26 protein-coding genes and 1 riboswitch are annotated in these 24,880 nt (G+C 34.2%); of the genes, 6 read left to right on the top strand and 20 right to left on the bottom strand.

Annotation, left to right across the window (positions count from 1 at the left end):
• Positions 1 to 293: 293 nt before the first annotated feature.
• The 3 genes from BUE22_RS05180 to BUE22_RS05170 all read right to left on the bottom strand — a co-directional run bounded on the left by BUE22_RS05180 (position 294) and on the right by BUE22_RS05170 (position 2,535).
• Positions 294 to 1,556, bottom strand: a complete 1,263-nt coding sequence (locus tag BUE22_RS05180) for an MFS transporter (RefSeq protein WP_073394011.1) — start codon at positions 1,554 to 1,556, stop codon at positions 294 to 296.
• 65 nt (positions 1,557 to 1,621) lie between these two features.
• On the bottom strand, positions 1,622 to 2,098 hold the full coding sequence (locus BUE22_RS05175) for a GNAT family N-acetyltransferase (RefSeq protein ID WP_073394010.1): 477 nt from the start codon (positions 2,096 to 2,098) through the stop codon (positions 1,622 to 1,624).
• Positions 2,099 to 2,337: 239 nt separating this feature from the next.
• Positions 2,338 to 2,535: a hypothetical protein gene (locus BUE22_RS05170; RefSeq protein WP_042563478.1), complete on the bottom strand. Its 198-nt coding sequence runs from the start codon at positions 2,533 to 2,535 to the stop codon at positions 2,338 to 2,340.
• Positions 2,536 to 2,761: 226 nt separating this feature from the next.
• Between BUE22_RS05170 and BUE22_RS05165 the strand changes: the two genes are divergently transcribed.
• From BUE22_RS05165 to BUE22_RS05145, 5 genes are all read left to right on the top strand, one after another.
• Complete coding sequence (locus BUE22_RS05165; protein WP_073394009.1) at positions 2,762 to 3,619, top strand: helix-turn-helix domain-containing protein; 858 nt, start codon at positions 2,762 to 2,764, stop codon at positions 3,617 to 3,619.
• 123 nt (positions 3,620 to 3,742) lie between these two features.
• Entirely contained in the window at positions 3,743 to 4,240 is a 498-nt protein-coding gene (locus BUE22_RS05160; RefSeq protein WP_073394008.1) for a hypothetical protein, read from the top strand.
• Between the two features lie 147 nt (positions 4,241 to 4,387).
• Complete coding sequence (locus BUE22_RS05155; RefSeq protein ID WP_073394007.1) at positions 4,388 to 4,666, top strand: hypothetical protein; 279 nt, start codon at positions 4,388 to 4,390, stop codon at positions 4,664 to 4,666.
• A 186-nt stretch (positions 4,667 to 4,852) separates the two neighbouring features.
• Entirely contained in the window at positions 4,853 to 6,313 is a 1,461-nt protein-coding gene (locus tag BUE22_RS05150; protein WP_073394280.1) for an FAD-dependent oxidoreductase, read from the top strand.
• A 74-nt stretch (positions 6,314 to 6,387) separates the two neighbouring features.
• Positions 6,388 to 6,747, top strand: a complete 360-nt coding sequence (locus BUE22_RS05145) for a hypothetical protein (protein WP_124020509.1) — start codon at positions 6,388 to 6,390, stop codon at positions 6,745 to 6,747.
• 114 nt (positions 6,748 to 6,861) lie between these two features.
• Here the strand turns inward: BUE22_RS05145 and xylA are convergent, their stop codons facing one another.
• From xylA to BUE22_RS05060, 17 genes are all read right to left on the bottom strand, one after another.
• On the bottom strand, positions 6,862 to 8,187 hold the full coding sequence (xylA, locus tag BUE22_RS05140; protein WP_073394005.1) for a xylose isomerase: 1,326 nt from the start codon (positions 8,185 to 8,187) through the stop codon (positions 6,862 to 6,864).
• A 215-nt stretch (positions 8,188 to 8,402) separates the two neighbouring features.
• Positions 8,403 to 9,347 carry a DUF4465 domain-containing protein gene (locus BUE22_RS05135; protein ID WP_073394004.1) on the bottom strand — a complete coding sequence of 315 codons (945 nt, stop codon included), beginning with the start codon at positions 9,345 to 9,347 and terminating at the stop codon, positions 8,403 to 8,405.
• Positions 9,348 to 9,410: 63 nt separating this feature from the next.
• Positions 9,411 to 10,628 (bottom strand): hypothetical protein, encoded by a 1,218-nt coding sequence (locus BUE22_RS05130; protein ID WP_073394003.1) that lies wholly within the window; start codon positions 10,626 to 10,628, stop codon positions 9,411 to 9,413.
• A 4-nt stretch (positions 10,629 to 10,632) separates the two neighbouring features.
• Positions 10,633 to 11,874: a PKD domain-containing protein gene (locus BUE22_RS05125; protein WP_073394002.1), complete on the bottom strand. Its 1,242-nt coding sequence runs from the start codon at positions 11,872 to 11,874 to the stop codon at positions 10,633 to 10,635.
• Positions 11,875 to 11,913: 39 nt separating this feature from the next.
• Positions 11,914 to 13,197 carry a PKD domain-containing protein gene (locus BUE22_RS05120; RefSeq protein ID WP_073394001.1) on the bottom strand — a complete coding sequence of 428 codons (1,284 nt, stop codon included), beginning with the start codon at positions 13,195 to 13,197 and terminating at the stop codon, positions 11,914 to 11,916.
• A 10-nt stretch (positions 13,198 to 13,207) separates the two neighbouring features.
• Complete coding sequence (locus BUE22_RS05115) at positions 13,208 to 14,353, bottom strand: DUF5074 domain-containing protein (protein WP_073394000.1); 1,146 nt, start codon at positions 14,351 to 14,353, stop codon at positions 13,208 to 13,210.
• A complete protein-coding gene (locus tag BUE22_RS05110) occupies positions 14,350 to 16,395 on the bottom strand; it encodes a TonB-dependent receptor (protein WP_073393999.1) in 2,046 nt (681 codons plus the stop codon). The genes BUE22_RS05115 and BUE22_RS05110 overlap by 4 nt, the downstream gene beginning before the upstream one ends.
• Before the next feature lie 115 nt (positions 16,396 to 16,510).
• Positions 16,511 to 16,710: riboswitch (cobalamin riboswitch) on the bottom strand.
• 50 nt (positions 16,711 to 16,760) lie between these two features.
• Positions 16,761 to 17,408 (bottom strand): NAD(P)H-binding protein, encoded by a 648-nt coding sequence (locus tag BUE22_RS05105; RefSeq protein ID WP_073393998.1) that lies wholly within the window; start codon positions 17,406 to 17,408, stop codon positions 16,761 to 16,763.
• A gap of 47 nt (positions 17,409 to 17,455) precedes the next feature.
• Entirely contained in the window at positions 17,456 to 18,511 is a 1,056-nt protein-coding gene (locus BUE22_RS05100; protein WP_073393997.1) for an adenylate/guanylate cyclase domain-containing protein, read from the bottom strand.
• A gap of 226 nt (positions 18,512 to 18,737) precedes the next feature.
• The gene (locus tag BUE22_RS05095; protein WP_073394279.1) at positions 18,738 to 19,847 is read right to left on the bottom strand and encodes an alkene reductase; all 1,110 of its coding nucleotides are present in this window, start codon (positions 19,845 to 19,847) and stop codon (positions 18,738 to 18,740) included.
• 93 nt (positions 19,848 to 19,940) lie between these two features.
• Entirely contained in the window at positions 19,941 to 20,765 is an 825-nt protein-coding gene (locus BUE22_RS05090; RefSeq protein WP_052483548.1) for a DJ-1/PfpI/YhbO family deglycase/protease, read from the bottom strand.
• Between the two features lie 41 nt (positions 20,766 to 20,806).
• Positions 20,807 to 21,571: a putative quinol monooxygenase gene (locus BUE22_RS05085; RefSeq protein WP_073393996.1), complete on the bottom strand. Its 765-nt coding sequence runs from the start codon at positions 21,569 to 21,571 to the stop codon at positions 20,807 to 20,809.
• Between the two features lie 150 nt (positions 21,572 to 21,721).
• Positions 21,722 to 21,943, bottom strand: a complete 222-nt coding sequence (locus tag BUE22_RS05080) for a 2TM domain-containing protein (RefSeq protein WP_073393995.1) — start codon at positions 21,941 to 21,943, stop codon at positions 21,722 to 21,724.
• Between the two features lie 41 nt (positions 21,944 to 21,984).
• Positions 21,985 to 22,572, bottom strand: coding sequence for an NAD(P)H-dependent oxidoreductase (locus BUE22_RS05075; protein WP_042563464.1), 588 nt, complete (start codon positions 22,570 to 22,572; stop codon positions 21,985 to 21,987).
• A gap of 75 nt (positions 22,573 to 22,647) precedes the next feature.
• The gene (locus tag BUE22_RS05070) at positions 22,648 to 23,238 is read right to left on the bottom strand and encodes a Crp/Fnr family transcriptional regulator (RefSeq protein ID WP_073393994.1); all 591 of its coding nucleotides are present in this window, start codon (positions 23,236 to 23,238) and stop codon (positions 22,648 to 22,650) included.
• Between the two features lie 29 nt (positions 23,239 to 23,267).
• Complete coding sequence (locus tag BUE22_RS05065) at positions 23,268 to 23,834, bottom strand: Crp/Fnr family transcriptional regulator (protein WP_073393993.1); 567 nt, start codon at positions 23,832 to 23,834, stop codon at positions 23,268 to 23,270.
• A gap of 176 nt (positions 23,835 to 24,010) precedes the next feature.
• Positions 24,011 to 24,241 (bottom strand): hypothetical protein, encoded by a 231-nt coding sequence (locus tag BUE22_RS05060; RefSeq protein WP_073393992.1) that lies wholly within the window; start codon positions 24,239 to 24,241, stop codon positions 24,011 to 24,013.
• 162 nt (positions 24,242 to 24,403) lie between these two features.
• Between BUE22_RS05060 and BUE22_RS05055 the strand changes: the two genes are divergently transcribed.
• Positions 24,404 to 24,838 (top strand): DUF1579 family protein, encoded by a 435-nt coding sequence (locus tag BUE22_RS05055; protein WP_073393991.1) that lies wholly within the window; start codon positions 24,404 to 24,406, stop codon positions 24,836 to 24,838.
• The last annotated feature ends 42 nt before the right edge of the window (positions 24,839 to 24,880 follow it).

The raw sequence follows: 24,880 nt of genomic DNA, 5'->3' as shown, positions 1-24,880 counted from the left end.
TCTCCATAAAATCGTTTTCTGTTAAAGCTGATTTTTATTTGTTATTTAAAAATCCGGATATAAAATCAAAATAAAAAAGCTCGTTGAAAGGTAATTTCTACGAGCTTTTTTTTATAATGACTGTATAAAAATTTAACCGCAAGGTGCGCAAGGTTTTACGCAATGATCGCTAATTTATTTCTCGCAAAGTCGCAAGTCGCAAAGTTTTTCTTTTTTTAAGTTTTTCTTTGCGACTCTGCGACTTTGCGAGATTAAATAAAAATAGCTTTGCGAACTTTGCGGTAATTTTTAAACTACTTAGCAGTAGTCGTAAAAAGCGAGTTGACAATTTTCTTTTTGATGGTTTCACTTTCTTTTGTTACAATAAAAACCAAACGGTAAGCCAAAAGAAAACCTACAAATCCTAAACAGGTTAAAAATACCCAATTGACTTTATATCCATAATCAGTTACAATTGTCATACCTGTTTTTGTGCTTAAAATATGAGCAACACTATAACTCATTGTAAAAGCAGCCATAAATTTACCTTCCCGTTTTTTAAGAGATCTGTTTTTTACAAATGAATTTGCAAAAGGGAAAGTAAGCATAATTCCGATAGTCATAAAAACCATCATTGCTATCAGGGCAAAAATGCTGTGTTCGATTAACAAAAACAAGTAACTCACCGCCATAGCCAGTACGCCATACGACACCATTAAAAGTTTATTGATGTTTTTAGATTCTACATAACTTACAATAGAAAGTTCAAAAAGTAATATTAATACACCGTTTAGTGCTAAAAACAAACCACTTTCTACACTTGTAAAATTGAATACTTCCTTGTAATAAAGAGAAAGAGTTGTAAACATTTGAAAAAACAAAATACCTGTTATTAAGGTAACAACCAGATGAATCAAAAAAGGTTTGTCCTGCAAAATCGAATTTCCTTCTTTTAAATATTTGAAACTATTAAGTTTAAAAGGCAATTTTTTCTCTTTTACATAAATAGCAAATAACAAAATACTCAAAATACAGGTTAAGCCGTCAATGTAAAATAAAAAAGTGTAGTCTAAAACAGTGATAATGATTCCGCCAATCAGCGGGCCAAACATAAAACCCAGATTTACCGAAGATCGAATTAACGATAAGGCTTTTGTTCTTTCGTTTTTGGTCGCATAAGTATCCAGTGAAACCAACATTGCCGGTCGATACATATCTGAAACTGTGGTTAGTAACAAAACCCCGAAGCAAAAACTGTAAAAAGTTGTTAAAAACTGAAGCAAAATAAAGATAAGTCCGCTTGTGAATAAGCTAAAAACCATGACTTTATAAAAACCAATTTTATCAGATAATTTACCGCTAATCCAGGTTCCGATAAAAGAACCTACACCAAAAAACACCATCACCCATCCGATCTGACCGTAGGTAAAATGAAGTTGTTCCATCATGTATTTAGAAAGAAACGGTACAACCATCGCACCTATTCTGTTAATAAAAGTTGTAATGGCTAAAACTTTAACCTCTACAGAAAACTGACTGAAATTTTTTAAATAATTCTTAAGTAATGTTGTAATCATAAAATATAGGTTTGGGTAATAAGTAATAATAGATTTTATAGGCAGGCTATTTCAGGAAAACTCTTTTATTGTTCATACGATAATTTCATTTCGTAATAATAATAGTTAGAGATAAAATTTTTCCGGACAAAACCAAAACTCTCATAAAGCTGGTGTGCAGCATAATTTTCAGTGTCCGTATTTAAGGAAATATGATCAACTTTTGTTTTTTTAGCATAATCAATACATTTCATTATAATTTCTTTACCAATATATTTTCTTCTAAAATCTGGTTTGACATATAAATATGAAATATGCCAATTGTATTTTATTTTAGAAAGTGGATTTACTTTATAATAAAGTACTATAAATGCTACAGGAATATCATCTTCTTTTTTGACAAAAACTTTAGCTTTATTCCGGTCTAATTTATACTTAATAAATAGCACGGCATTTTCTAAATTTAACAGTTTTTCATCTATTAATTTTGACTCAAAAATGATGTCTTTTACGGACTCAAAATTATTGGAATCTATTTCTAAAATCTCATGCAAATTCACCATAATAAAAGTTTAAGAAAAATCTAGCAAAAACCCTCATTTACAATGAATTATTAAGTAATTTATCTTGTATTTTTAAAGCCGTAAATGTACTTTTTTTTAATGGAAAAATCATCATTTTTTAACCTAAAATAGCATGTTTTTTTCAGAAGATTTTGTGTGTTTTTTAATCGTAAGAAAATGGAAATAAAAGGCAAAAAAAAACGTCTCAAATTCTATTTTTGAGACGTTTTTCTAAGAGTTTATTTTTTCTCTTCATTGTTCAGTTTATCATCTAATTCAGGTTCTTCTTTACCTTTAAATTTTTTAGTGTCAACATCATAATTTTCATCGTTTGTCAGAACTTCATCATGTTCTTTATATTGATGTTTTCTGGTGTCACTTCGATTGTCAAATCCACTTTTATCAGAGTGATTTGAATTTTGATTATTCGTTTTCATATCTCGTAAATTTTAATTTTCCTAAAATTACTTGATATAGAGTCATTTACCTTTATACAATCCTTGCTAAAACTTATAAAAATAGCACTAAAAATAAAGGCGAAACCAATCTTTTAATTCCCTAATTTTGAATCGGAAGAAAAACAAACATCAAATTCAAAATCGAAATTGGTGAATAATAAACATGTCATTCTTACAATTTCACACAAAAAATATTTTCATATAAATGGTTACTGATTATAAAAAAATTGATTTGTTTGGAAAAACCCTAATGCAAAAAGTTGCAATAAAAACGCCATTTCAATTTGATTTTCCTGTTTCAGATTACGCTTGTTTTTTATTTTCTCTTGAAGGTGATATTCAATTTCATGTAGATGAAGAACAAATTGATATCCCCAGAAATTATTCGGTACTTTTAAATTGTTTAAATACAGGAAAAAAGATAAGCAATTCAAATTCAAATAGTTCCAATGAAATAGTTGTGATTAGTTTTCACACTGATATTTTAAAAAAAATCTACGATCGGGAACTTCCTTTCCTGCTTCAAAAACCAAAAAATAGTGTTACAAATCAGTCAAACGAAAAAATAAATAATGACTTTTTGATTCGGAAATATATTGAAGGGCTTTTATTTTATTTCGAAAATCCATCTTTGGTAAATGATGAAATTCTGATTTTAAAATTAAAGGAAATCATACTTTTATTATCGCAGACGCAAAATGCAGAAACGATTCAGGTTATTTTGTCCCAGCTTTTTTCGCCAACTATTTATACTTTTAAACAAATTATAGAAGCCAATTTATTTTTACAGGTTAGTATTGAAGATTTGGCACAAAAAACCAATCTTAGTATTTCTTCTTTTAAAAGAGAGTTTACAAAATTGTACAACGCTTCTCCGGCCAATTATATCAAGACAAAAAGGCTTGAAAATGCAGCCGAACTTCTTTCATTTTCTGATAAACGCATAACCGATATTGCTTTTGATTGCGGTTTTAATGATCTGGCGAATTTCACTAAAAGTTTTCACGACAAATACAAAATGACACCTACAAATTATCGATTGAAGTTAAATAACAAGCAATAGACAAAGTTTATTTCAGTTGAACCGAATTGCCAAATAATTGAACTTTTTTACAAAATCATTCCACTTTTTGTATTGCAAATTTGCATTGTCAATAATGACATAGAATTTTTAAATATAATTAAGATGGGACTATCAAATTTAGGGATTTTTCACACCCTTATTGGTGTTGCTGCTATTGTAGCTGCACTTATATCATTCATAAAATATGGCAAAATAGATTTAAGCAAACTTACCGGAAAAATCTATTTTTATACCACTTTGATTACTTCATTAACCGCTTTGGGATTATCAAAACATGGTGGTTTTAACCCGGGTCATGTTTTGTCGTTACTTGTTGTAATTTTAATTTTGGCGGCCTATTTTCTTTATTCCCGAAAAAAGGAAAATGGCAAAGCACGCTATTTTGAAAACTTCGCCCTTTCTTTTAGTTTTTTACTGTCTATGCTGCCTACGGTCAACGAAACGTTTACCCGTATTCCGGTTGGGCATCCTTTGGCAAAAGACATCAATGATCCTTTGATAGGGAAAACATTACTACTTCTTTTAGTATTATTTATTGCGGGATCTGTCTATCAATTTATTATTCAAAAGAAAATTAATAAAGCGGTTACCAACTTATAATCATCTCATAAACCGTAAATTATATAATTACATAGTATAATAACTGTAAAATACAGCCTTGCAACTTTTCTAATTTTATAAAAAGGAAAAAGAGGTTCTGTAATAGAACCCGTAAACCTGTAACCACAATAATTAAAAAATTATATTATGAATTTAGATGAATTAGAAAACAACCGTCAGGATGACCAGAATTTTCAAGATGATAAAATAAATAAGGGAATGGAAATTGAATTTCCTTCAACAGATCATTCCATAACAGAATATGCCGAGCCGGATTACGGAAATGATTTAAGTACCGAAGAAATAAATCAAGAGAATCCTCAGGAATTTGATAACGAAGAACCTGAAGAGGAATTTGATGATGAAACGCCGGATGAATTAGATGAAGACGATGAAGAATTTACCGATCCTAATCGAAACGAATAACGTAAAACCGTCTGTAAATCAGGCGGTTTTTTTTGTGACTGTTTCTGTTTTCTTCGAAAATTCCTCAACACTTTTGTACTGGTAATCTTTTGCTTAAATTTGCCAACTGCCAACGTCGGAAAAAGAATAAACTTATAGATTATTTTTTCTAATAAAAGGCAATAAAATCAAGTGAAAAAAGAGGACGTGAATAAAATCGAAAATGAAGAAGGAAGCTGGACTATTTGTCCGGAATGTCAGGGACGAGGCAAAAAAAGTCAAAGACTTAGTAAAAAAGTACGACTACTTTATCAAACAGCACTAGAGCAATTTGAAAAAACAAACGGTGAAGGTACTGCTCCTATTCGTCCTAAAGCGCATTTATATACCTGTTTAAATTGTTCCGGATCCGGATTGCTTTCTTCTGTTACTCCTCCGGTTGCAGATAAAGAAAACTATCCTCATGTTGCTATTATTGGCGGCGGAATTGGCGGCGTTGCTCTGGCTGTAGCCTGCCTGCACCGGGGAATTCCTTTTACGCTTTATGAGCGCGACAGCAACTTCAATGCCCGATCTCAGGGTTACGGACTTACATTACAACAAGCTAGTAAAGCAATTGAAGGATTGGGTATTTTCTCGTTGAAAGATGGCGTGATTTCTACAAAACATTTGGTTCACACTACTGAAGGTAAAGTAATTGGCGAATGGGGAATCAGAAAATGGATAGATCCAGACGCAAAAACGGCTCCCAAACGCACCAATATTCATATTGCACGACAATCTTTGCGTTTGGCACTACTGGAGCAATTAGGCGGACACGATGCTGTACATTGGGGACATCAATTAATAAATTTTAAAGAATCCAGTGATAACGTTGAACTTAACTTTCAGGTAAATGGCGAGATAAAAACCGCCAAAGCAGATCTTGTAGTTGGAGCCGATGGAATTCGAAGTTCTGTGCGCAGGTTATTGATTGGCGAAGACAATACGCCTTTGCGTTATCTTGGTTGTATTGTAATATTAGGAATTTGTCCTTTAAGTTCTCTAAAAAATGTAAATAATTCTTTATTAGACTCTGCGACGGTATTTCAGACCGCTAATGGAAATGAGCGAATTTACATCATGCCTTATACAGCAGATTCTGTGATGTGGCAGCTTAGCTTTCCTATGACAGAAGATGAGGCTAAGACTTTAAGCGATCAAGGACCTCAGGCACTGAAGGAAGAAGCTTGCCGCAGAACGCAATGGCACGACCCTATTCCGCAAATTATGACGGCAACACTAGCAGCGCAGATTTCCGGTTACCCAGTATATGACAGGGAATTACTCAAAAAAGAATTATTAGAAAAAAGTGAACAGGTAACCCTAATTGGAGATGCCGCTCACCCAATGAGTCCGTTTAAAGGGCAAGGTGCAAATCAGGCGTTGCTGGATGCACTTACATTGGCTCGGGGAATCACAAAAGGATGTAATCCAAGGTCACAATGGCGAAAAGTGGGAATAAGAAAAAGTGTTTTAAATGAGTTTGAATCTGCCATGTTAGAACGCAGTGCTACTAAAGTAAAAGATTCTGCCGAAGCCGCGCAATTTCTTCATTCTGAGATTGTACTTTATGAAGGCGACGAACCAAGAGGACGTTGTTTAAAGAAAAAAAATAGCGAAGACTAGTTACTAATTTCTGATCTTTGTAATTGATTATTAAATGTTTGATTAAAATAAACGCAACAAATAATAAACAAGTGATGAAATTTAACTATGCCGATTTTGAAGTGGTAAAAAATATTGCCCTGACATTTCCTAATACCGAAGAAAGTGTTTCGCATGAAGGAACTCCATCTGTAAAAGTACGGGGAAAATTAATGTGTCGACTTCATGACAGCGGAGAATTTATTCCGATAAGGCTTGATTTTGAAATACGCGATAAGTATTTAGACAGTCATCCTGAAATTTTTCATTTACCGGACCATTTTAAAGCTTATCCTTACATCTGCATGTGGATACACAACTATAACAGAAAATTGCTGACTGAAATACTTGAATTGAGCTGGAAAGGGCTTTCGACAAAAAAACAAGTGAAAGAATATGAGGAAAGAAATAAGTAATGAAGCAATCCTTTATAAGCTCTTCTTACTAGTTCACAAAATAAAAAATCCCATTTCATAAGAAACAGGATTTTGGTTTTATGATCATTTTCATCTTAAATAATAAACTGAAAACTATATATGTCGGTTGATAATATTTTCGAAAAGTTCTTGTTTTCCACTCTGCAATTCGAGTTCACCATTTTCAATGGCAATATCATACAAATCTTTAAAATTTAATTTTCCTTCTTCAAATTCTTTTCCTTTTCCGCTGTCAAATGAGCTATAACGCTGTTGTCGTAAACTCTCATAAGGAGAAGATGTTATAATTTTATCTGCAGCAAGCAAAGCTCTTGCAAAAACATCGGCTCCACCAATATGTGCCAGAAAAATATCTTCTACATCTGTTGAATTCCTTCTTATTTTAGCATCAAAATTTACTCCGCCACCCTGCAGACCGCCTGCTTTTAAGAAAACCAGCATCGCTTCTGTAACTTCTTGTATATTATTTGGAAATTGTGCTGTGTCCCATCCATTTTGGTAATCTCCCCTATTGGCATCGATACTGCCTAACATACCCGACATTGCTGCTACCTGCAACTCATGTTGAAAAGTATGTTGTGCCAATGTTGCATGGTTGACTTCGACATTTATTTTGAAATCTTTATCCAAACCATATTCGCGTAAAAAACCAATTGCAGTTGCACAATCAAAATCATACTGATGCTTAGAAGGTTCCATTGGTTTTGGCTCGATTAAAAAGTTTCCTTTAAAACCCTGTTGTCTCGCATAATCTCTTGCTTTGGATAAAAATTCTCCCATATGATCCAGTTCGCGTTTCATATCGGTATTAAGTAAACTTAGATATCCTTCACGTGCTCCCCAAAAAACATAATTTTCACCATCTAAAGCAATTGTAGCATCCAGAGCTAATTTTACCTGAGCGGCGGCTCTTGCAACAACCTTAAAATCAGGATTTGTTGCAGCTCCGTTCATGTATCGCGGATTAGAAGAGCAATTGGCTGTTCCCCATAAAACTTTGATTCCCGAAACTGCTTTCTTTTCTTTCAAATAATCAGTCATTGTTAGTAATCGCAACTCTGATTGTGTGAAATTTTGTCCTTCCTGTACCAAATCATAATCGTGAAAACAGAAATAATCAAAACCCATTTTACTTATAAATTCAAATGCTGCATCTGCCCTGTTCTTTGCCGCCTGAATGGGTTCCCTAAATTCATTCCACGAAAAATTGTGAGTAGCCTGCCCAAAAAGATCTGCGCCGTTTCCTCCAAAGCTATGCCAATACGCAACTGCAAATTTAAAATGCTCCCGCATTGTTTTGCCTGCCACAATTTGCTCTGGATTATAATATCTAAATGCCAAAGGATTATCTGAATCCTTTCCTTCAAAGTTAATTTTACCAATTCCTTTGTAATATTCTTTGTCTCCTAAAACTATCATCTGCCCTCTCTTTTTATAATTTTAAACAATTTATCGTAATAATAGGGCAAATATATAGTCAAAAAGACTATTTGATAAACCAAAATTCTTTCAAAAATATAACTTTAACACATATTTGCTCAACTTACATCACTTCGTTATTCTGTTTATAACCGAAAAACCCCTTTTACCAATTTGGTAAAAGGGGTTCTTTTTAATCTAAAAACTGTATTAAATTAATCTACACGTTTTACAGAAAGCTTATCTAAACAGAAATAAGCCGCCGTATTCATTCCGTAAAGTGGATCTGAATCTGTTGAAGCCATTTGGAAAACAAGGTATTGAACGTCTCCTAAAGCCTGAAGTTTGCTGGCAGCAACAGTAATCCATCCGGTTGGCATAACCAAAGATGATCCTGTATAATCTGCCAGAGTCTGAGTTACCGGATTTGTAATTACTCCATTTTCATCAACACCATAAATCAATAATTCAAAATGATCTCCGGAAGCAAAAGGCTGAGCAAATCCATCGCCATACAAACAGCCGTAATAGGGCCATGGATGCATGTTGATTTTTAAACCTTCAACAGTATATATTCCTGTATTTCCAATTTTAATCCAGTTAGAAAAACCGCTTTCGCTAAAGGTGCTTGCTTCAGGGTTTTGAGGATCTAAATAGCTCGACCAATAGGCCACAATATAAGGATCTCCCGGTGTTCCCGGCGTTCCTGGTGTAGTTGTAGAAGAAGTTCCAAAACCACTTCCGGCCATAGTTCCCCATTGATGAGGCACCCAGCCATCTGATCCGCCAGAACCTGAACCAGAGCCATAATTTGTAATATCATTTACATTTGATACAATAAAACCATCCCAATAATTATAACCCGAAGATGTCGCAGTGTGCGAAAATGTAAAAATATCTACACTCAGGTTGGTGTTAGACACATAAGTGTTTTGCCAGTACTTTCCTCCTGTTGTTGTAATACCGCTGCTTAATAAAGCACTGGTAAGATTAAGAGTTGTCGTGGTTCCTATCGAAGGATCTGTAACAGCTATTTTTGCTGTTTTTGATGACGTTTTTACTGCTGAATTACTTTCGCTGCCTAAAACATCATCGTCGCTACTACAGGACGAAAATCCCAACATCAAACCGAATGTCAAAAAATAAACTACTTTTTTCATGATTTATAAAATTTATGGATTAATATTCATTCTTAATTATCTCAAATTCAACAGTATTATAAATTACTTCTTTGGAAAATTTAAATCCGATACTTCCTGAAAAACGCTCGTTAATAGATCTGCAGCTCCCAATGCTGTAAATGTTGGCACATATACTTTTACAAAATCAACTCCCGGTAAATGCACTTTTTTTCCATCTTTATCTACTGCCCAGCTAATGTCTATTGATGGATCTTTAATACCGCCGTAACCCCATTCAAAAGTTCCAACATTGTAAGCTGTACCGGCACCGTCACTTACATCTTTTACCGGTATAGATACTTTTGTTCCTTTTAAAGTATAAGTATCTGCTGCCCATGCCGGATAATAATTAACTCGTCTGCGATTATTGGTTTTGGTAATTGTACCAGATCCGTTTTGGTTGTCTGTCCACGGAAGATAGGCTGTATCATACTGCCAGGTTGCTGTTCCGGTTACCGGACTCGCCGTGGCATCAGGTTTATGATACGTTACTTCGTAATTTTTAACTGTTGTAGCTTTATAATATTCGCTTCCTGCTATTTCGTACCATTCGTTTTCATCCGCAATCCCGTTTTTATTCGCATCATAAGCTACGGCTATACTTACGGGAGAATATTTAATTGAAGCAGTTCCTGTTGCCATCTGAACAGTAAAATCACGTTTATCATAAGCGTTAACAACTGTGTGGTCAAACGCTGTAATAATATATCCTCCAAATGTTCCCAAATAAACAGAACCTCCTTCTTTTATAGTTGCCTGAGTTTGCTCCAAAGCTTCTTCTTTTGTAGTGTAACTCGCTACACTAAAGCTTGGTGCTGGTAAAAAATCAACAAGTGTTAATGCTTTTGCTGTATATGTTTTTCCGGTTTCTGAAACGGTAATTTTAGTCGAAGCCTGTTTTACAATTTTGTCTACTGTTACCGTAAAATCTAACACATAATCAGCTGCTTTTGGTGTAACAAATAATAAAGTTTTGCTATCGCCGATGATAGAATCTTTTGCAACACCATCTTTATCAGAAACTTTTACTGACCATTGGTATTTGGCAGTTTTTCCGTCACCATTTTCGATTACTACTTCCGGAGTTATTTCTGTAACATTATATTGTTCTATTGCAAAATCTGAAGCTAATTTTATAGCAATTGTTGGGTCTTTAACAGGCTCTTCTATAACTTCTTCCGGCTTTGGATCGTCATTGCTGCACGCGTAAAAACAAACAAAAGCGATTAGAAATAAACTATACTTTAAATACTTTTTCATGGTCTTACTTATTTATTTTTAGATTGTATTTTTTTAATATATGAAGGTCTCCTGCTCCTGCAAATACAGTCGCCATTGAAGATTGCTGCTGGCAAAGTCCCATTGGTTCACTCACACAGTTAACTACTTTAATAAAATTGATTCCCGGAAGATTGGCTTTATTTCCGTCTTTATCTACTGCCCAGTCAATATCAATATTCGGGTTTATGGCATTTGCATATCCCCATTCCGGAGGAGTAGAATTCCACAAAGTAGTCTGACCTGCACGTGCGGTTTCAAAATCTACATCTAGTTTCATTCCTTCATAAGTAACTGTAGTCTGTGTTGCCCATAACGGATAAAATTCCTTTTTTGCTCTGGGTCTTGCCAAATAATAGGTTTCGTTCTGATTGTTTTCGCAGAACAAATGTTCATAATCTAAGAAAAGAGCACTTGATGTTACCAGAGGTTCTCCGGCAGCTTTTTTATGGTAAGTAACTTTAAAATTCTTAATTGTATTGGCTTTCGAGTGCTGGCTTCCCATAATTTCATACCATTCGTCTGCATCGGGTTTTCCGTTTTTATTTTTATCATAGGCGACATAAATCAATCCCGGTGCCGGCGGATTTGCTTTAGATGATGTTGGATTTGATACATCTCCTCCATACACTCTAAAATCTTCGGTTCCTGCAACATTAACAACGGTATGGTCAAAACCAACAATTATAGAACCTCCAAAACCTCCCAAATCTAATGGGTAACCTACACTGGTTTCGTTGATTCTGCCTAAAGCCGTTTTCATTATGTCTTCTTTAGAATTGCCATCTTTGTACAAATCGTTGGCGAACATGCCCGGCGCAGGATCAAAATCAAAAATGCTTGTTATGTAAGGATTATAATTTGAAGTTTCGTTTGTAACGGTTACAGTTGTCGTTTTGCTTCCTTTTTTTTCTGCAGCTGTAACATTCAGAGTAAATTCATAAGAACCTGCATAAATCGCTGTAAATCTTAAATCTTTTGTATTTCCAACAATAGAATCTGTTACCTGGTTAACAGGATTTTTTGTCATGATCCACTCGTATTTGGCAGTAGTTCCGGCATCAGAAGCTGCAATATCCAAAACTGTGAAAGTTGGAATTTCATATTTTTCCTGAAGCGTAATTTCAATTACATTGGCATTTTCATCCAGTTTATCGTTATCACTGCTGCATCCGATAAACGCAAATGCGAAGGCAAGCAATAAAAAATGGGTAACATTTTTTTTCATAATTTCTGATATAATAATTTTGATTTGATACTTTTTGATTTAGCGTGTAGGGATATTTTCTCCTAACAGATGAAGATCTGTTGCACCCATTACTTCGGTTGAAGTTTCTCCCAGCCATCCCGCCTGCTGATTAAGACCGTTGTAAACTTTTACGAAATCTATCCCAGGAAGCTCTACTTTTTTTCCGTTTTTGTCGATGGCCCAGTTAATGTCTATTCCTGAATCATCATCGGCATTTGGTGCATTATCTGCGTACCCGTATAAAAAAGCATACTGAACAAAATAACTTCCTGTTCCGCTTTCATCTACAGCATTATCGGGTAATCTCGTTCCTTTAAAAGTGATTGTTTCCTGATCTTTAAGCCATTTCGGCCAATAATCCAATGAATGATTGTAAGCGTTGTTTTGTGCCAAATAACCATTTTTACCCTGATTATCTGTCCAATAAATGTATTCCATATCTGTAAAAAGCACGGTTCCGGTTCCACCGCCCGGAACAGGTGTTTTGTTGGGATCTGGTCTGTGATAGGTTAATTCATAATTATGAATTGTTTTAGCCATTTTATGTCCGCCGCCTTCAATTTCAAACCATTCATCATCCGGAAGTCCGTTTTTATTTTTGTCGTAAGAAACCATAATAACGCCCGCTTCACTGCTTCCGCCACGCAATTCTGCATTCAGATTCGGATTGGCATCTGCCCAAAAAGCATTACCCAGAACTCTAAAATCACGCTTTCCTTTTAAGTTTACAATTGTGTGATCAAACCCAAAAACAATATAACCGCCAAATGCGCCAAGCGAAATAAGATCTCCGTTTTTCTTTGCCAGATACGAATTGGCTCTGCTTAATATTCTCTCGGCAGTGTCACCATCATTTGCCACAGGAAGATCATTGACAAATTGTCCCGGAGCCGGTTTAAATTCGAATACTTTTTCGATATAGCTTTTTAATTCTTTAGCTTCTGCGCTTACAAAAACCTTAACTGTTTCTGTTTTTGTATTTCCTTTGTCGTTGATGGTAACTTTAAATTCATAAGTTCCAACTTCTGTCGCTGCGAATAATGCTTCTTTTGAGCTATTATTAGTCAAAGAGTAATTTTCTGAAGAAGCATTTACTGCCGTCCAACTGTAAGTGGCATCTCCGCCAACATTTACTTTTGAACTTAAAGACACTATCGCAAAACGCGATGCATTATATTCATTGTTTTCAACTTGTTCTTTATCTGGCTGGGTGTTATCGCTGTCAGAACAATTGGTTAAGATTACTGTTGCAAAGAAAAAAAGCAGTAATAACTTTAAATGTTTTAAAGATTTGTAATACATGTTTCTGGTTTTATTTTTTGGTTATAAAAGCGATATGTGCGGGGATATTTCCTGCTGTTGTTTTCCATTTTAATTTTCCTTCGGGGGTAAAACAGTAGATATATCCGGTTACTACATAATTTTGGGCATCGGTGATGTAGATTTCTTTGGTTTCAGGATTTACCTGAAGTCCATACGGAATCATGATTTGCTTATCTGTACCATCCGTAATAATTTTATCGCTTATAATTTTCTTGGTTTTGGTGTCTAATATCCCGTAAGTAATTTTGTTGCTATTGGTGAGGTAACTCCACTGAACGCTGTAGAAATAAAGTAAATCGTCTACCAGGCACATTCCTAAAACCGGAAGATCCAACTGCATTTTTTTCTCATCGGTCTGGGTATCTATTACAAAAAGATTGGATGGTGTATTGTAATAATCCCCTCTTGAACTTACATAAATATCTCCCCTGCTGTCTATTTGCATGCCGTAGAGATTAATACCCACGTCTATTTTTTTTATTTCTGTAAAAGTTTCAAGATCAATTACAGAAACTGTTCTATCGTAGTTAGGAACTCTGTAACCACCGGAATTGGCAACATAAAGTTTACCGTTATGCACCACCATTTGTTCGGGCTGATATCCTACTGTAACTTTTCTTGTAATTTCTAATGATGTGGTATCAATTTCTGCAACAAAACCAATTTCTGCATTAGGGTCAATAGCAACGGGACCCGAATAAGAACTCACGTATGCTTTATCTTTATAAAAAGTTACATAACGGCAATTTGGAATATCAATTTTTTTGATGCGTTTTGCCGTCCATTTATCTATAACTTCTACTTTATTAGAAACATTTATTACCGCGTAAACCTTGTTCCCATAAATTTGAATATCATTTCCAACATCGCCTAATTCTTTTACAACTGTCGGATTACGTTCTGAGTAAATATCGGTTGTATAGTTTCCTGTTCGGTAATTAAAAACATCTATACTTGCCCGGTTCATTCCCATATTTCCCTCGTTTAGAAGATAAAAACCTTCTATATTGCCATCACTTCTGGGTGCTGCAACACTTACATCCGAAGATGGAAAAATGGTTTCTTCTTCTCTACACGAAACAAAAGCAAGGGCTATAAATAAAGGAAGTACTAATTTTGTGGTTATCTTTTTCATAGCTCAATACTGATTATAAATTTTAGCGTACGACCCGGCATCGGATAATTGTAAATCACTTCATATTGCTGATTGAGTGCATTATTGAGTTCTACCGTTCCTTTTAATTTGTAATTATGAATTGCAAATGCTTTTTGTACCGATAGATCATGTGTGTACCAAGGCTGTACTTCGTTGATTCTGATGTTGTTTACATTACCATTATATCGTTTTCCGACGTAGATAAAACTATAGTTGAAATTCCACGATTCATAATTGGCATTTAGTATTCCGGACCCGCTATGCCAGGGTGTGTACGGAATCTGATCGCCGTAAGAAGACAATTCCAAACCTCCAAATTTGGTATAATCCCGACTTTCAGAATACGTATAAGTTAGATTTGCAACAAGGTTCAATTTGTTAATATGCATCCCCATATTAATAACAGATTCGATTCCGTGCCCTTTTACCTGTCCCATGTTGGTCATCATCCATCGGAACAAATTTCCGGTTGGAGCGGCGATTATTTTGTCTTTGGTATTGGTGTAATATCCATCGACCTGAATAGAAAATTTGTCGAAAAAGCTTTCCTTAACAGGCAAATTATAAGTAAACCCAACATCATACTGGTTCATATATTCAGGTCTTAAAGTGCTTGAACCAACCATTGTATAATATAAATCATTAAAAGTGGGCATTCTGAAAATGCGTTTTGCAAATGCTCTCAGATTAAAATCGTAAGCGGCAAAAGGTGTATAACCCAGAAATAAGGCCGGAGTAAACTCTGTTTTATCAGGAGCTTTTGCATTGTATCGTACTTCTTCATGCACGTGCGTACCAACAACGCTTCCTAAAGCTTTAAATCTGCCTACTCTGTAAGAACTTGCGAGAGAAAATAATGCTGTATAACGTTCCGGATAAGAAAACAAGGTTTTAATTCCTTTTCTGGTTGCATTTAATCTGTTGTATTGAAAATCTGTAGAAAGAGAAATATCCCAGGTTGGCAAAATGCTGTACATGTTTACTGCCGAGAAATAATATTCCTGCTGGTAATAACTATCGTCTGACTGCGCTCCTTCGGTTACGGTTTCTCCAAGCACATTTGTGGTATCTCTGGCCACGTAATGTGTATAATCGTAGGCGTATTTTGCCTTTGCCTGAAATTTATATTTATCGGTAAAGTCTTTTATAAAAGTACCTTGCGAGAAAAAATTCTTGTCGTATTGCCTAAAACCGTCTGAGAATTTATTTTCGACAATGGCGCCTGGAGCACCTCTGTCAGAATCATAATAATACACTTTTGCATCCCACGAACCATTTTTTATTTTTCCGTAAAGACCGGATTCAAATCTTAGTGCTTCTATATCGCTGTTGTGTCGGGTTGCAGTGGTGTCATAAGCCACAGTTCCGTCCAGATTATTTCTTTTGTACCTGAATTTATATTGCCCATTCGATTTTATGTATTCAGAACTTACACTCAGGCTAACTTTGTCACTCAACTTTTGTTCCCATCTAAAAGACGGATCAAAATAATTGATAGACATTGTTTTGAAACGTACTAATACATTTGTTTTTTTATCATCTAAAAAAACAGGTCGTTTCGTTCTTAAATAAATAGTTGAAGCGGCCGCAAAGTCTTTTGCAGACTGAAATATTTCACTTTTTTGCCCGTTATACATGGTTAGGGATTCCATGTCGTCTAGCGAGTATTTTCCCAGATCTGTAACTCCGTTTTGGGCATTTCCCAATTGAATTCCATCGTAAAAAACCCCCACATGATGTGTACCCATGTTGCGTACATCAACGGTTTTTAGTCCGCCAAGACCGCCGTAATCTTTAATCTGTGTTCCGGCAAAATAACGAAGTGCATCGGCAACATTATGGCTCGCGAGATTTTCAAGCAATACTCCCGAAAGGTTTTGTACAGGAATTACTTCCTGATAGGGTTTTCCTTTTAAAATTACTTCTTTTAAAACCCGCAAACTATCGTTAGATACTTGAGAATGAAGTATAACAGGAGATAACAGAACAATGAATAAAAGTATTTTTTTTGTATTATACATCACTTATTTAATTAAATAAACTTCGGGATGTAATAATCAAAAAAGCAATAAGAAAGAATCCCGCCATATAATGACAGGTCCGTTTATTGTTGTTCAACTTTATTCCACGAAAGTCTTAAACTATGTGATTGTGGCAGGTCTCCTGACTTGTTCCATCTTTAAACAGCCTTCTCATTCGCCGCGGCGAACAATGGCATTGGTAACGTTTAAAGACTTATACAGAACTTACAGTAGCGGGTCTGTTCAGGATTTACACCTGATTCCCTTTTAACTATTTTTTTCTAAGAAAAATAGACCAAAATCTGGCGCAAATATATAACTATCTTTATAAAAATAAGTATGAATGTATTAATTTACATTTTGTCCTACATATTTGCAAAACTGAATATTTTATCAAGTTCGATAATTGAAGTGCCTTTAGGCAGCGCTTTTGGCGCCTTAGTCAATTTCTTTGCCAGCAAATCAGTTGGCAGTGGTTTGAACTTTTTAAATAAGCCAATTGAGTTAACTGCTTTTAATATTTTTGCCATGGCATATTCGCCAAAACGATCAGAATTTGCTCTTAAAAGCAATCCTGGTCTAAAAATAATATACTGTTCGAAATTGAGCTCTGCAATGCTGTCTTCGAGTTCTCCTTTTATCTTCGAATAAAAAACTTTACTCTTTGAAGTAGCGCCATAAGCAGATAACAAAACAAAGGAAGAAACTCCATTTTCTCTGGCTAATTTTGCAAATGTTGCAGGAATATCAAAATCTATTTTCTTTTGATTTGCCTTTGATCCTGCTGCTTTGAGCGTCGTTCCTAAACACGAGAAAATGACGTCGCCTACAATCAAATCTTTATAATTGTCTATGTTGGAGAAATCAACAATTTCTTCTACGAGTTTTGGATGCTTTTTGTTTGTTGCTCTTCTTACAAAGATGGTAACAGATTCGTAATTTTTATCTGCCAAAAGTTCATCAACCAGAAATTCTCCCGTTGAACCTGTTGCACCAATAACTAATGCTTTCATAATTTTAATTTTTTAAATAATAATTTCTAATAAAGTACTAAGGCAGACTAATAAATTTCGTCAATATTAAAATCAACAGTATAAAGTTTCATTGGTTGCGCCTTTCCTCTTAAAAGTATTTCTCCCTGTTGCAAATAAGTTACAGGTAAATCTTTTGGCAGAGCTTCTTTTATGGCTTCAGAAATAACAAAATCATGATTAAAATCATTGCATTTGCATTGAATTCTTGACGTTGTATTAAGAAGATCTCCATGATAAACAATTTCTTTTTTTACTTTTCCAACCCAGGTTGTTACAGCATTTCCAATATGCATTCCGGCCTTGAACTTCGGAATCCTATTATAGGTTTTTAAATAATATTCATTTCTGTTTTTAATACATTGTTTAAGAAGATAAAAGCAATACAAACACCGTTGGTCTTTTAAACCCGTTGCTGTTTTCCAGGTCAGAATAATTTCGTCTCCGGCATATTGATAAACTTCTGCACGTGAAGCCAGAATGGCGTCGGTAAAATCGTTGAACAAATCCTGCAGTAATTTGCTATACAGAATATCTCCCAACTCTTCTGCCATTGTGGTGGATGATTTGACATCGACAAACATAAAAATTCGCTCTTCCTGCATCGGACGATGATATCGACCTGTAAAATAATTAGAAAAAAATCGGTTGCTTAACAAACTGCTAATTTCTAAAAACAAAATCAGGAAAATTGATGCGCCAAGCGAAAAGATAAAATCTTCAAAAAGACGATTATTAATGTATTTACTTAAAGCTTCCTGATAGGTAAGATGACCCAAAATCTCTGCAAAAACAATCACGAAAAACAGTAAAAACAATATTATACAGAAACTATAAATAAGCGCTTTTAAAATCATACTTCCCAAAAAGGAATAGTTATTTAGATGAGTAAGTGTCTTCTCAAAAATAATTACAATAAAACCAATAGAAATTCCAATAATGGTACCGGGCAAAAGTTTTAGATATTGATAATCTGCTCCGGCATTACTAACTGCGGTATAAAGCAAACCCATTGCTCCACCAGCAACAATTGCTTTAAAAATGAGACTGTATTTTTCATAAAAAGGTATCTTAGGCAATTCCATATAACTAGATATTGATGAATTTCAAGGTACTTTTCCTTTATCTTGTAGAAATTTTAAACTTCTTCAATAAATAAAAAATACTATTCTAATCAAAAGTAATATAGAATGTTAAGTATAAAAAATTAATCAATAACAATATCCGGATTAAATTTCAAACCTAAATAAAGCAAATTTCAACGTTAATAAACGGTAACAAAACTGTCTCTGTTACCGCTTTTAATCAGATTTAAATTGTTGCCGGCTCTTTATAAGTTTTCCAATCTATATAACCGTGATTTCCTAATCCATAATGCAAATCACGATTTGGCGGCGTTAATTCCCAGTTGTTTTCCAAACGTTCTACTAAATCCGGATTAGAGATAAACGGTTCGCCAAATCCCGCAATATCAATTGTTCCCGCATCGATAAGCTGCTCAGATTTTTCTCTGGTCATTCCGCCGGCAAGAATAATTACACCATCATACCAGGAACGAAAACGCTCTATAAAACCATCTGGCAACGCATGGCTTCCTTTAGATTGCTGATCCATTAAATGGATGTAAACTATATTTCTTTTCTTTAATTCTTTGGCTAAATATTGATAAGTTGCTTCTATTTCATCATAATGAGGCAAATCTCCCAAACCTCCGTATGGCGTTAATCTGATGCCTGTCTTTTCATTTCCAATAGCTTTGATAGTGGCATCAATAATTTCTAATAAAAATCTGGAACGGTTTTCAATGCTTCCTCCATATTCATCTGTGCGGTTGTTTACAAAAGGATTTAAAAATTGCTCTACCAAATAACCATTTGCGCCATGAATTTCTACACCATCAAATCCCGCTGCAATTGCATTTTTTGCAGCATTTACAAAATCGTTTACAACATCTTTTACTTCGCTTGACGAAAGCGCTTTGGGCTTTGATGCTGCTACAAAACCTTCAATACCATTTTCGTTATATCCCCAGGCCGAAGTATTTTTTGCCTGAATATCTGATGGACCAACGGGCGTGATTCCGTTTGGTTGATTTGAAGTGTGAGAAACCCTGCCCACGTGCCACAATTGAGAAAATATAATGCTTCCTTTTTTATGTACCGCATTGGTTACTTTTTTCCAGCCTTCAATTTGTTGTGGTGTATACAATCCCGGAATGTAAAGTACTCCTTTTGCTGTTGCAGAAATTGCTGTTCCTTCTGTTACAATCAATCCTGCTCCTGCGCGTTGCTTGTAGTAGAGAACATTATTTTCGTTGGGAATACCATCTTCATTTCTTGCTCTTGTCATTGGTGCCATTGCAATACGATTTTTTAATTCTAAAGAGCCAATCTGTGCCGGCTTAAATATATCTGTTTTCATATTCAATTTTAATTTGAAATCTATTATTGTATTTTTTTTAATGATTTGATAGTGAAGAAAAAGCTGTTTCTTCACTATCAAAATCTCTTGAAATTATTTTTTAATCAACCAGCTTTCAACAGCTCTTGAAAAATCTGCTACATCAATAGGATGTCTGCTTGTGATAATGTTTCCGTCAGTTACAACGGTTTCTTCTAAAACGATTCCACCCGCATTTTTTAAATCTGACTGAATGTTCCAGTAACCTGTTAATTTTCTTCCTTTCAAAATATCTGCAGATGCCAATACTACCGGAGCGTGACAAATAGCTGCAATTAATTTTCCTGATTTATTAAAATCCTGAATAAATTTTATCACATCTTTATCATAGCGAAGATTATCCGGATTCCAGGCTCCACCGGGAATAAATACAGCATCATAATCACTTACTTTTATCTGATCTGCCGTGCGGTCAAATTTTATCCAGCCCACTGGCTGTAAGTACTGAATAGCCATTACATGTGTTTTTGACATTTCAGGAAATGCAAGTCCGTATCTTTCAGGAGCCGGATTGAATTTTGGAGAAATGATCTCTACCTCTGCTCCCAGTTCTTTAAAATACCAAACCGGACCTGTCAATTCAATTTCCTCAAAACCGTCTGCTACAAGAACAGCTATTTTTTTTCCTTTAAGAACCGTTTTGTCTTTTACAGGAGTAAAAAAGAAAGCTTTTAAGGCTTCGTTTCCTGGTGCATTCAATAATTTTGTTACGGGCATATTTACCACTGCCGATTGAGTAGATAATTGATTTACAACTTCTAACTCGTTAGAATAATTTGTTTTCATTTCTTTAGTTTTTACTGTTACCTGAGCTTCTGCGTTTGATAGTGCAAATAGGCTTACTATACTTGCTACAATGATTTGTTTACTTGTTTTCATTTTTCTTTAGATTTAATTGTTACTTGTTCTGTTTAAAATTGTTATTCACGAATAAGCGGTGCAAATTCGATAAGGTTGTGAATTCCGTCCTGAAAAGGCTGTTTTTTTATACTCGTATTCAGATAATCAAGTACAGGTTGAATGGGCGGAAAATTGAGATGATACTGAAAAGCATCATTACTTCTAAATTTTTCAAAAGTCACAAACTGGGTTTTATCATTATCTAACTGTGATAACTGATAGGTTACTACGCCCGGTTCGCTTCGAAATTCTGGCATTGCAATGTGATAAACATCTTTGAAGTTTTCCTCTGTGCCTGCCTTTGCATCCACAAAAAGCATAATGGTTAATTGCTTATCTTCTGCTTTGCTGGCTCTTCGCCATTCTTGCTTAGAAATAGGTTCTAAATCTTTTACGCTGATTACCTTTTCAGGCTTTGCCAATGCAGATTTTTCTAATTGTATTACTGCTTTTGACTCTGAATTTCTATTGAAGTTATTCAATTTGTTTTGATTTGTCCAACGCTCGAATAACCAAATAACTGATTGATTATCTTGTTCAAAATAAGCTTCTGCCATAATATTACTATCATTTGAAAGCGATTTTAGAACATAGTCTCTTATGGCTTTTTCAAATTCTTGCAGATATTCCTTCTTTACCTCGTAACGAGTAATTTTAGCCACTATAACACTTTCTTCAGGTTTAGCTGAAGTTTGTGCGCTTGCAAACGCACTTGCTAACATAAACAGCGTTGTAAAAATTACTAACGCTCTTTGAGAAATAGAGAGATTTGTTTTTGCTGTCATAATTTTAAATATTTAAGGATTATTATTTTTAAAGATTACTTGCTGATAATGATCTTAATTATAAACCAAAATTACTACCACAACCAGCCTCGCACCAATGAGGCAAATCACTAAAAATGTGTGATCGAAATCACTTTCAATAATTTCAGATTAATGATTTTGATTTTTGAAAATAAAAACGCCCAAATAATGAAACAGTAAACCCACAGCCCATGCTGAAGTTTGCCATAAAGGCCATAAATAAGTTCTGCTGGTAAAAAACCATATTGCCCAAATGATCGGAATCGTTAATACAAATACCAATAAGTGAATTCTAAAACCTTTTGTTGGATTGATTTGAGCAACTGTGTGCCCGTTTGCTAAATTTTTCATGATGTTTAATTTTTATTGTTGATTTTTATTGTTGATTGTTATTATTTAAGTTGTTTTCCTAATTGTTCTACTTTTTTCAACCACTTATTTCTTTGGTTTTCTGTTGATTTTCTCATAAAACCAAAAGTTGAAAATTTGACAGGATCAAATCCCACGTAGCCAAAAACAATGTCTTTGAGAATTTGATATTGTGATGCACGATAGATAAGGTAAAACCACCATTTTGGTGTGTCCATCGTAACGAGGAGTCTTAAGCTTTTTCCTTTTAAGAGTTTTTCGGGAAATATTTTTCCTGAGTGATGTTTGAATGCGAAGTCCGGAAGTAGAATTCTGTCTATAAATCCTTTGGTAATAGCGGGCATGAAACCCCACCAGTTTGGATAAGACAAAACAACGTGATCTGCCCACAAGATAAGTTCCTGTGATTGTACTAAATCTTTTTCGAGTTCTAAAGTTTCTCCGTTTTTATATCCGTCAGAAAGATTTACATCAAAATTTAATTTAGAGATATAAATCGTTTTACAGTTTGCTCCTGTAGTTTCTACTCCTTTTCTGTAAGCGTCTAATAATGCATTACAAAAAGAATTTTCAGAAGGATGCCCTAGTATAAGTAAGATATTCGTTTTCATTGCAGTTTCATTTAATTTGACACTGCAAAGATTTTAAATAATCAAAAGGTACTCCTGACACAAATGTGTCAAAAACTATTTATGGGCTAATTTTTGACGAATTCTTGTAAGTGATTGTCTTTCAATCCCCAAAAAACTGCAAAGATGAGATACGGATATTCTGTTAAACAAATCTGAATGGCATTTTATAAAATCGAGATAACGCTCTTCGGCAGTTTGAAATATGAAACTTTCAATACGAGCCTGCTGACGTTTTAAAATTTCTTCGGCAACTAATCTTCCATATTTTTCAAAGCCCGATAAGTTTTCATAGATCCATTGCAAATTTTCATATGAAATGCAAACCATAGTGGTTGGTTCTAAGCATTGAATCGAATATTTACTTGGCTGTTGTGTTATAAAAGCAGGATAATGCGTTGCGTAATCGCCTTTGGCATAAAAACCTACGGTGATTTCATTTCCATCATTGTCGATAAAAGAAGAGCGCACTAAGCCATTGGCAATAAAACCAATTGCTTTTTGAACTTTGTTGATAGGAACAAAAAAGTCCTTTTTATTTAATTCTTCAATTGTAAGTTTTGAAGCAAACACAAAAAGCTCATCATCAGTAATATCAGGACAAATTTCCTTAACTGATTTTAAAAGTATTTCTGCTCCTGATTCCATTTGATGATTTATTTTAAATAAAAAATTATCTACGAATGTTGGTATAATCGACTTAATGTTTCGCGGCTTACGCCCAGATATTCAGCAATTAATTTTTTTTGGATTTTTTGCAACAGACTTGGATATGATTTGGCAAACTCTTCATAACGCTGTTGCGGATTACTGGATAAAAGCAATTTAATTCTTTGTTGTAAAGCAACATATCCATTGGTGAGTTTTATTCTGAAGAAATGCTCCATCTGATGAAGATCAGCTGCTAATTTTTCTCTTGAATCGAGTGTTAAACAAATCACTTCTCCTTCTTCAAGGCATTCAATATACATTTCTGCTTTTTGCTGTTTAAAAAAAGCATAATAATCAGACATCCACCAGTTTTCCTGAGCAAACTGAACAATATATTCCTTGCCCTGATTATCCAGATAAAAAACTTTATAGATACCGGATATGGCTAAAAAATCATATTTCACCTCATCTCCTTCATGAATTAAATATTGGTGTTTACGTACTTTTTTTACAGAAAAAAAAGATTTGATATATTCAAATTCTTCATCGGTAATTGGTGTTATTGCTTCTATATGTTTACGTAACTGCTCCATAATTTTGATAAGTTCCTTAACAAAAATAAAGAAAATTAGCTTATAACTATGTAGACATACAGCCATTACTTTTAAAAATTAAAATGAATTAAGAAATTTTCAAAATAAAAAAACTCCATACTAAATGGAGTTTTTTATAAAACTTAAATCTGTTTTGTTTCAATTAGCAAAAAATGCTATTTTTTAGGGGTTTCTCTGTCTCCCGGAGCCGGATCTCCGTCTTCATTACCTTCATTGCTTCGAGTTGTGCCTCTTGTTCCGGAATTTAATGATGTGCTGTCTCCTGCTTTTATAGCATCAGAATCTGTTGTTGTAGAAGTTCCTGAAGCAGAATTTGTTTTACAAGAAAAAGTGAGTGCCATTAAAAGAACAAACACTAATAGTTTGAATTTGAATATCGTTTTCATAATGTAATTTTTAAGTTTATATAAAGCTTTTCTCAAAGTTACTTAGATGTAAGTTTTTTTTGTTTCAATATTTTAACTTTTTGTTACACAATTAAATACAAATCAACATATTACATATTTTTATTTAATTATGTAAATTGGTAATAGTAAAAAGAAATAAAAATGGATAAGATAGAAAATAGCAATTTTAAAAGACTTGTTGGTATATGGAAAACCAGTGGAAATATAAAATCAGGTCATGAAAATCTGGAATTAAACGGTATTGACAGTTACGAATTAATACTTGATGGAAATTATATTTTGCATAAAGCAAAAGTAAAAATGGGGAACGATATTAGTGAAACATTTGAAATCTTTAAGTTACAAAACTCAATGGATAAGGCTAAAACACAATATTTTGATTCAAAAGGTGAAGATGGAATAATGACAAGTTCGTTAGTAAAAAATGAATTTAATATCGAAGGAAAAAATTTGAAGTTTACAGGAAACATTAATGATCACAGCACTTTAATAACAGGTAATTGGTACGCTCAGACTCAAGATGGAAACTGGAATGACTTTATTGAACTGAAACTAGAAAAGCAAAAAAGTAAATAGACTGCAGATCAAAACAGGTATTTTTACTTTAGATCAAAAGCA

Source organism: Flavobacterium pectinovorum (genome assembly GCF_900142715.1).
Classification (GTDB): domain Bacteria; phylum Bacteroidota; class Bacteroidia; order Flavobacteriales; family Flavobacteriaceae; genus Flavobacterium; species Flavobacterium pectinovorum.
This window is presented reverse-complemented; position numbering and strand designations above follow the sequence as displayed.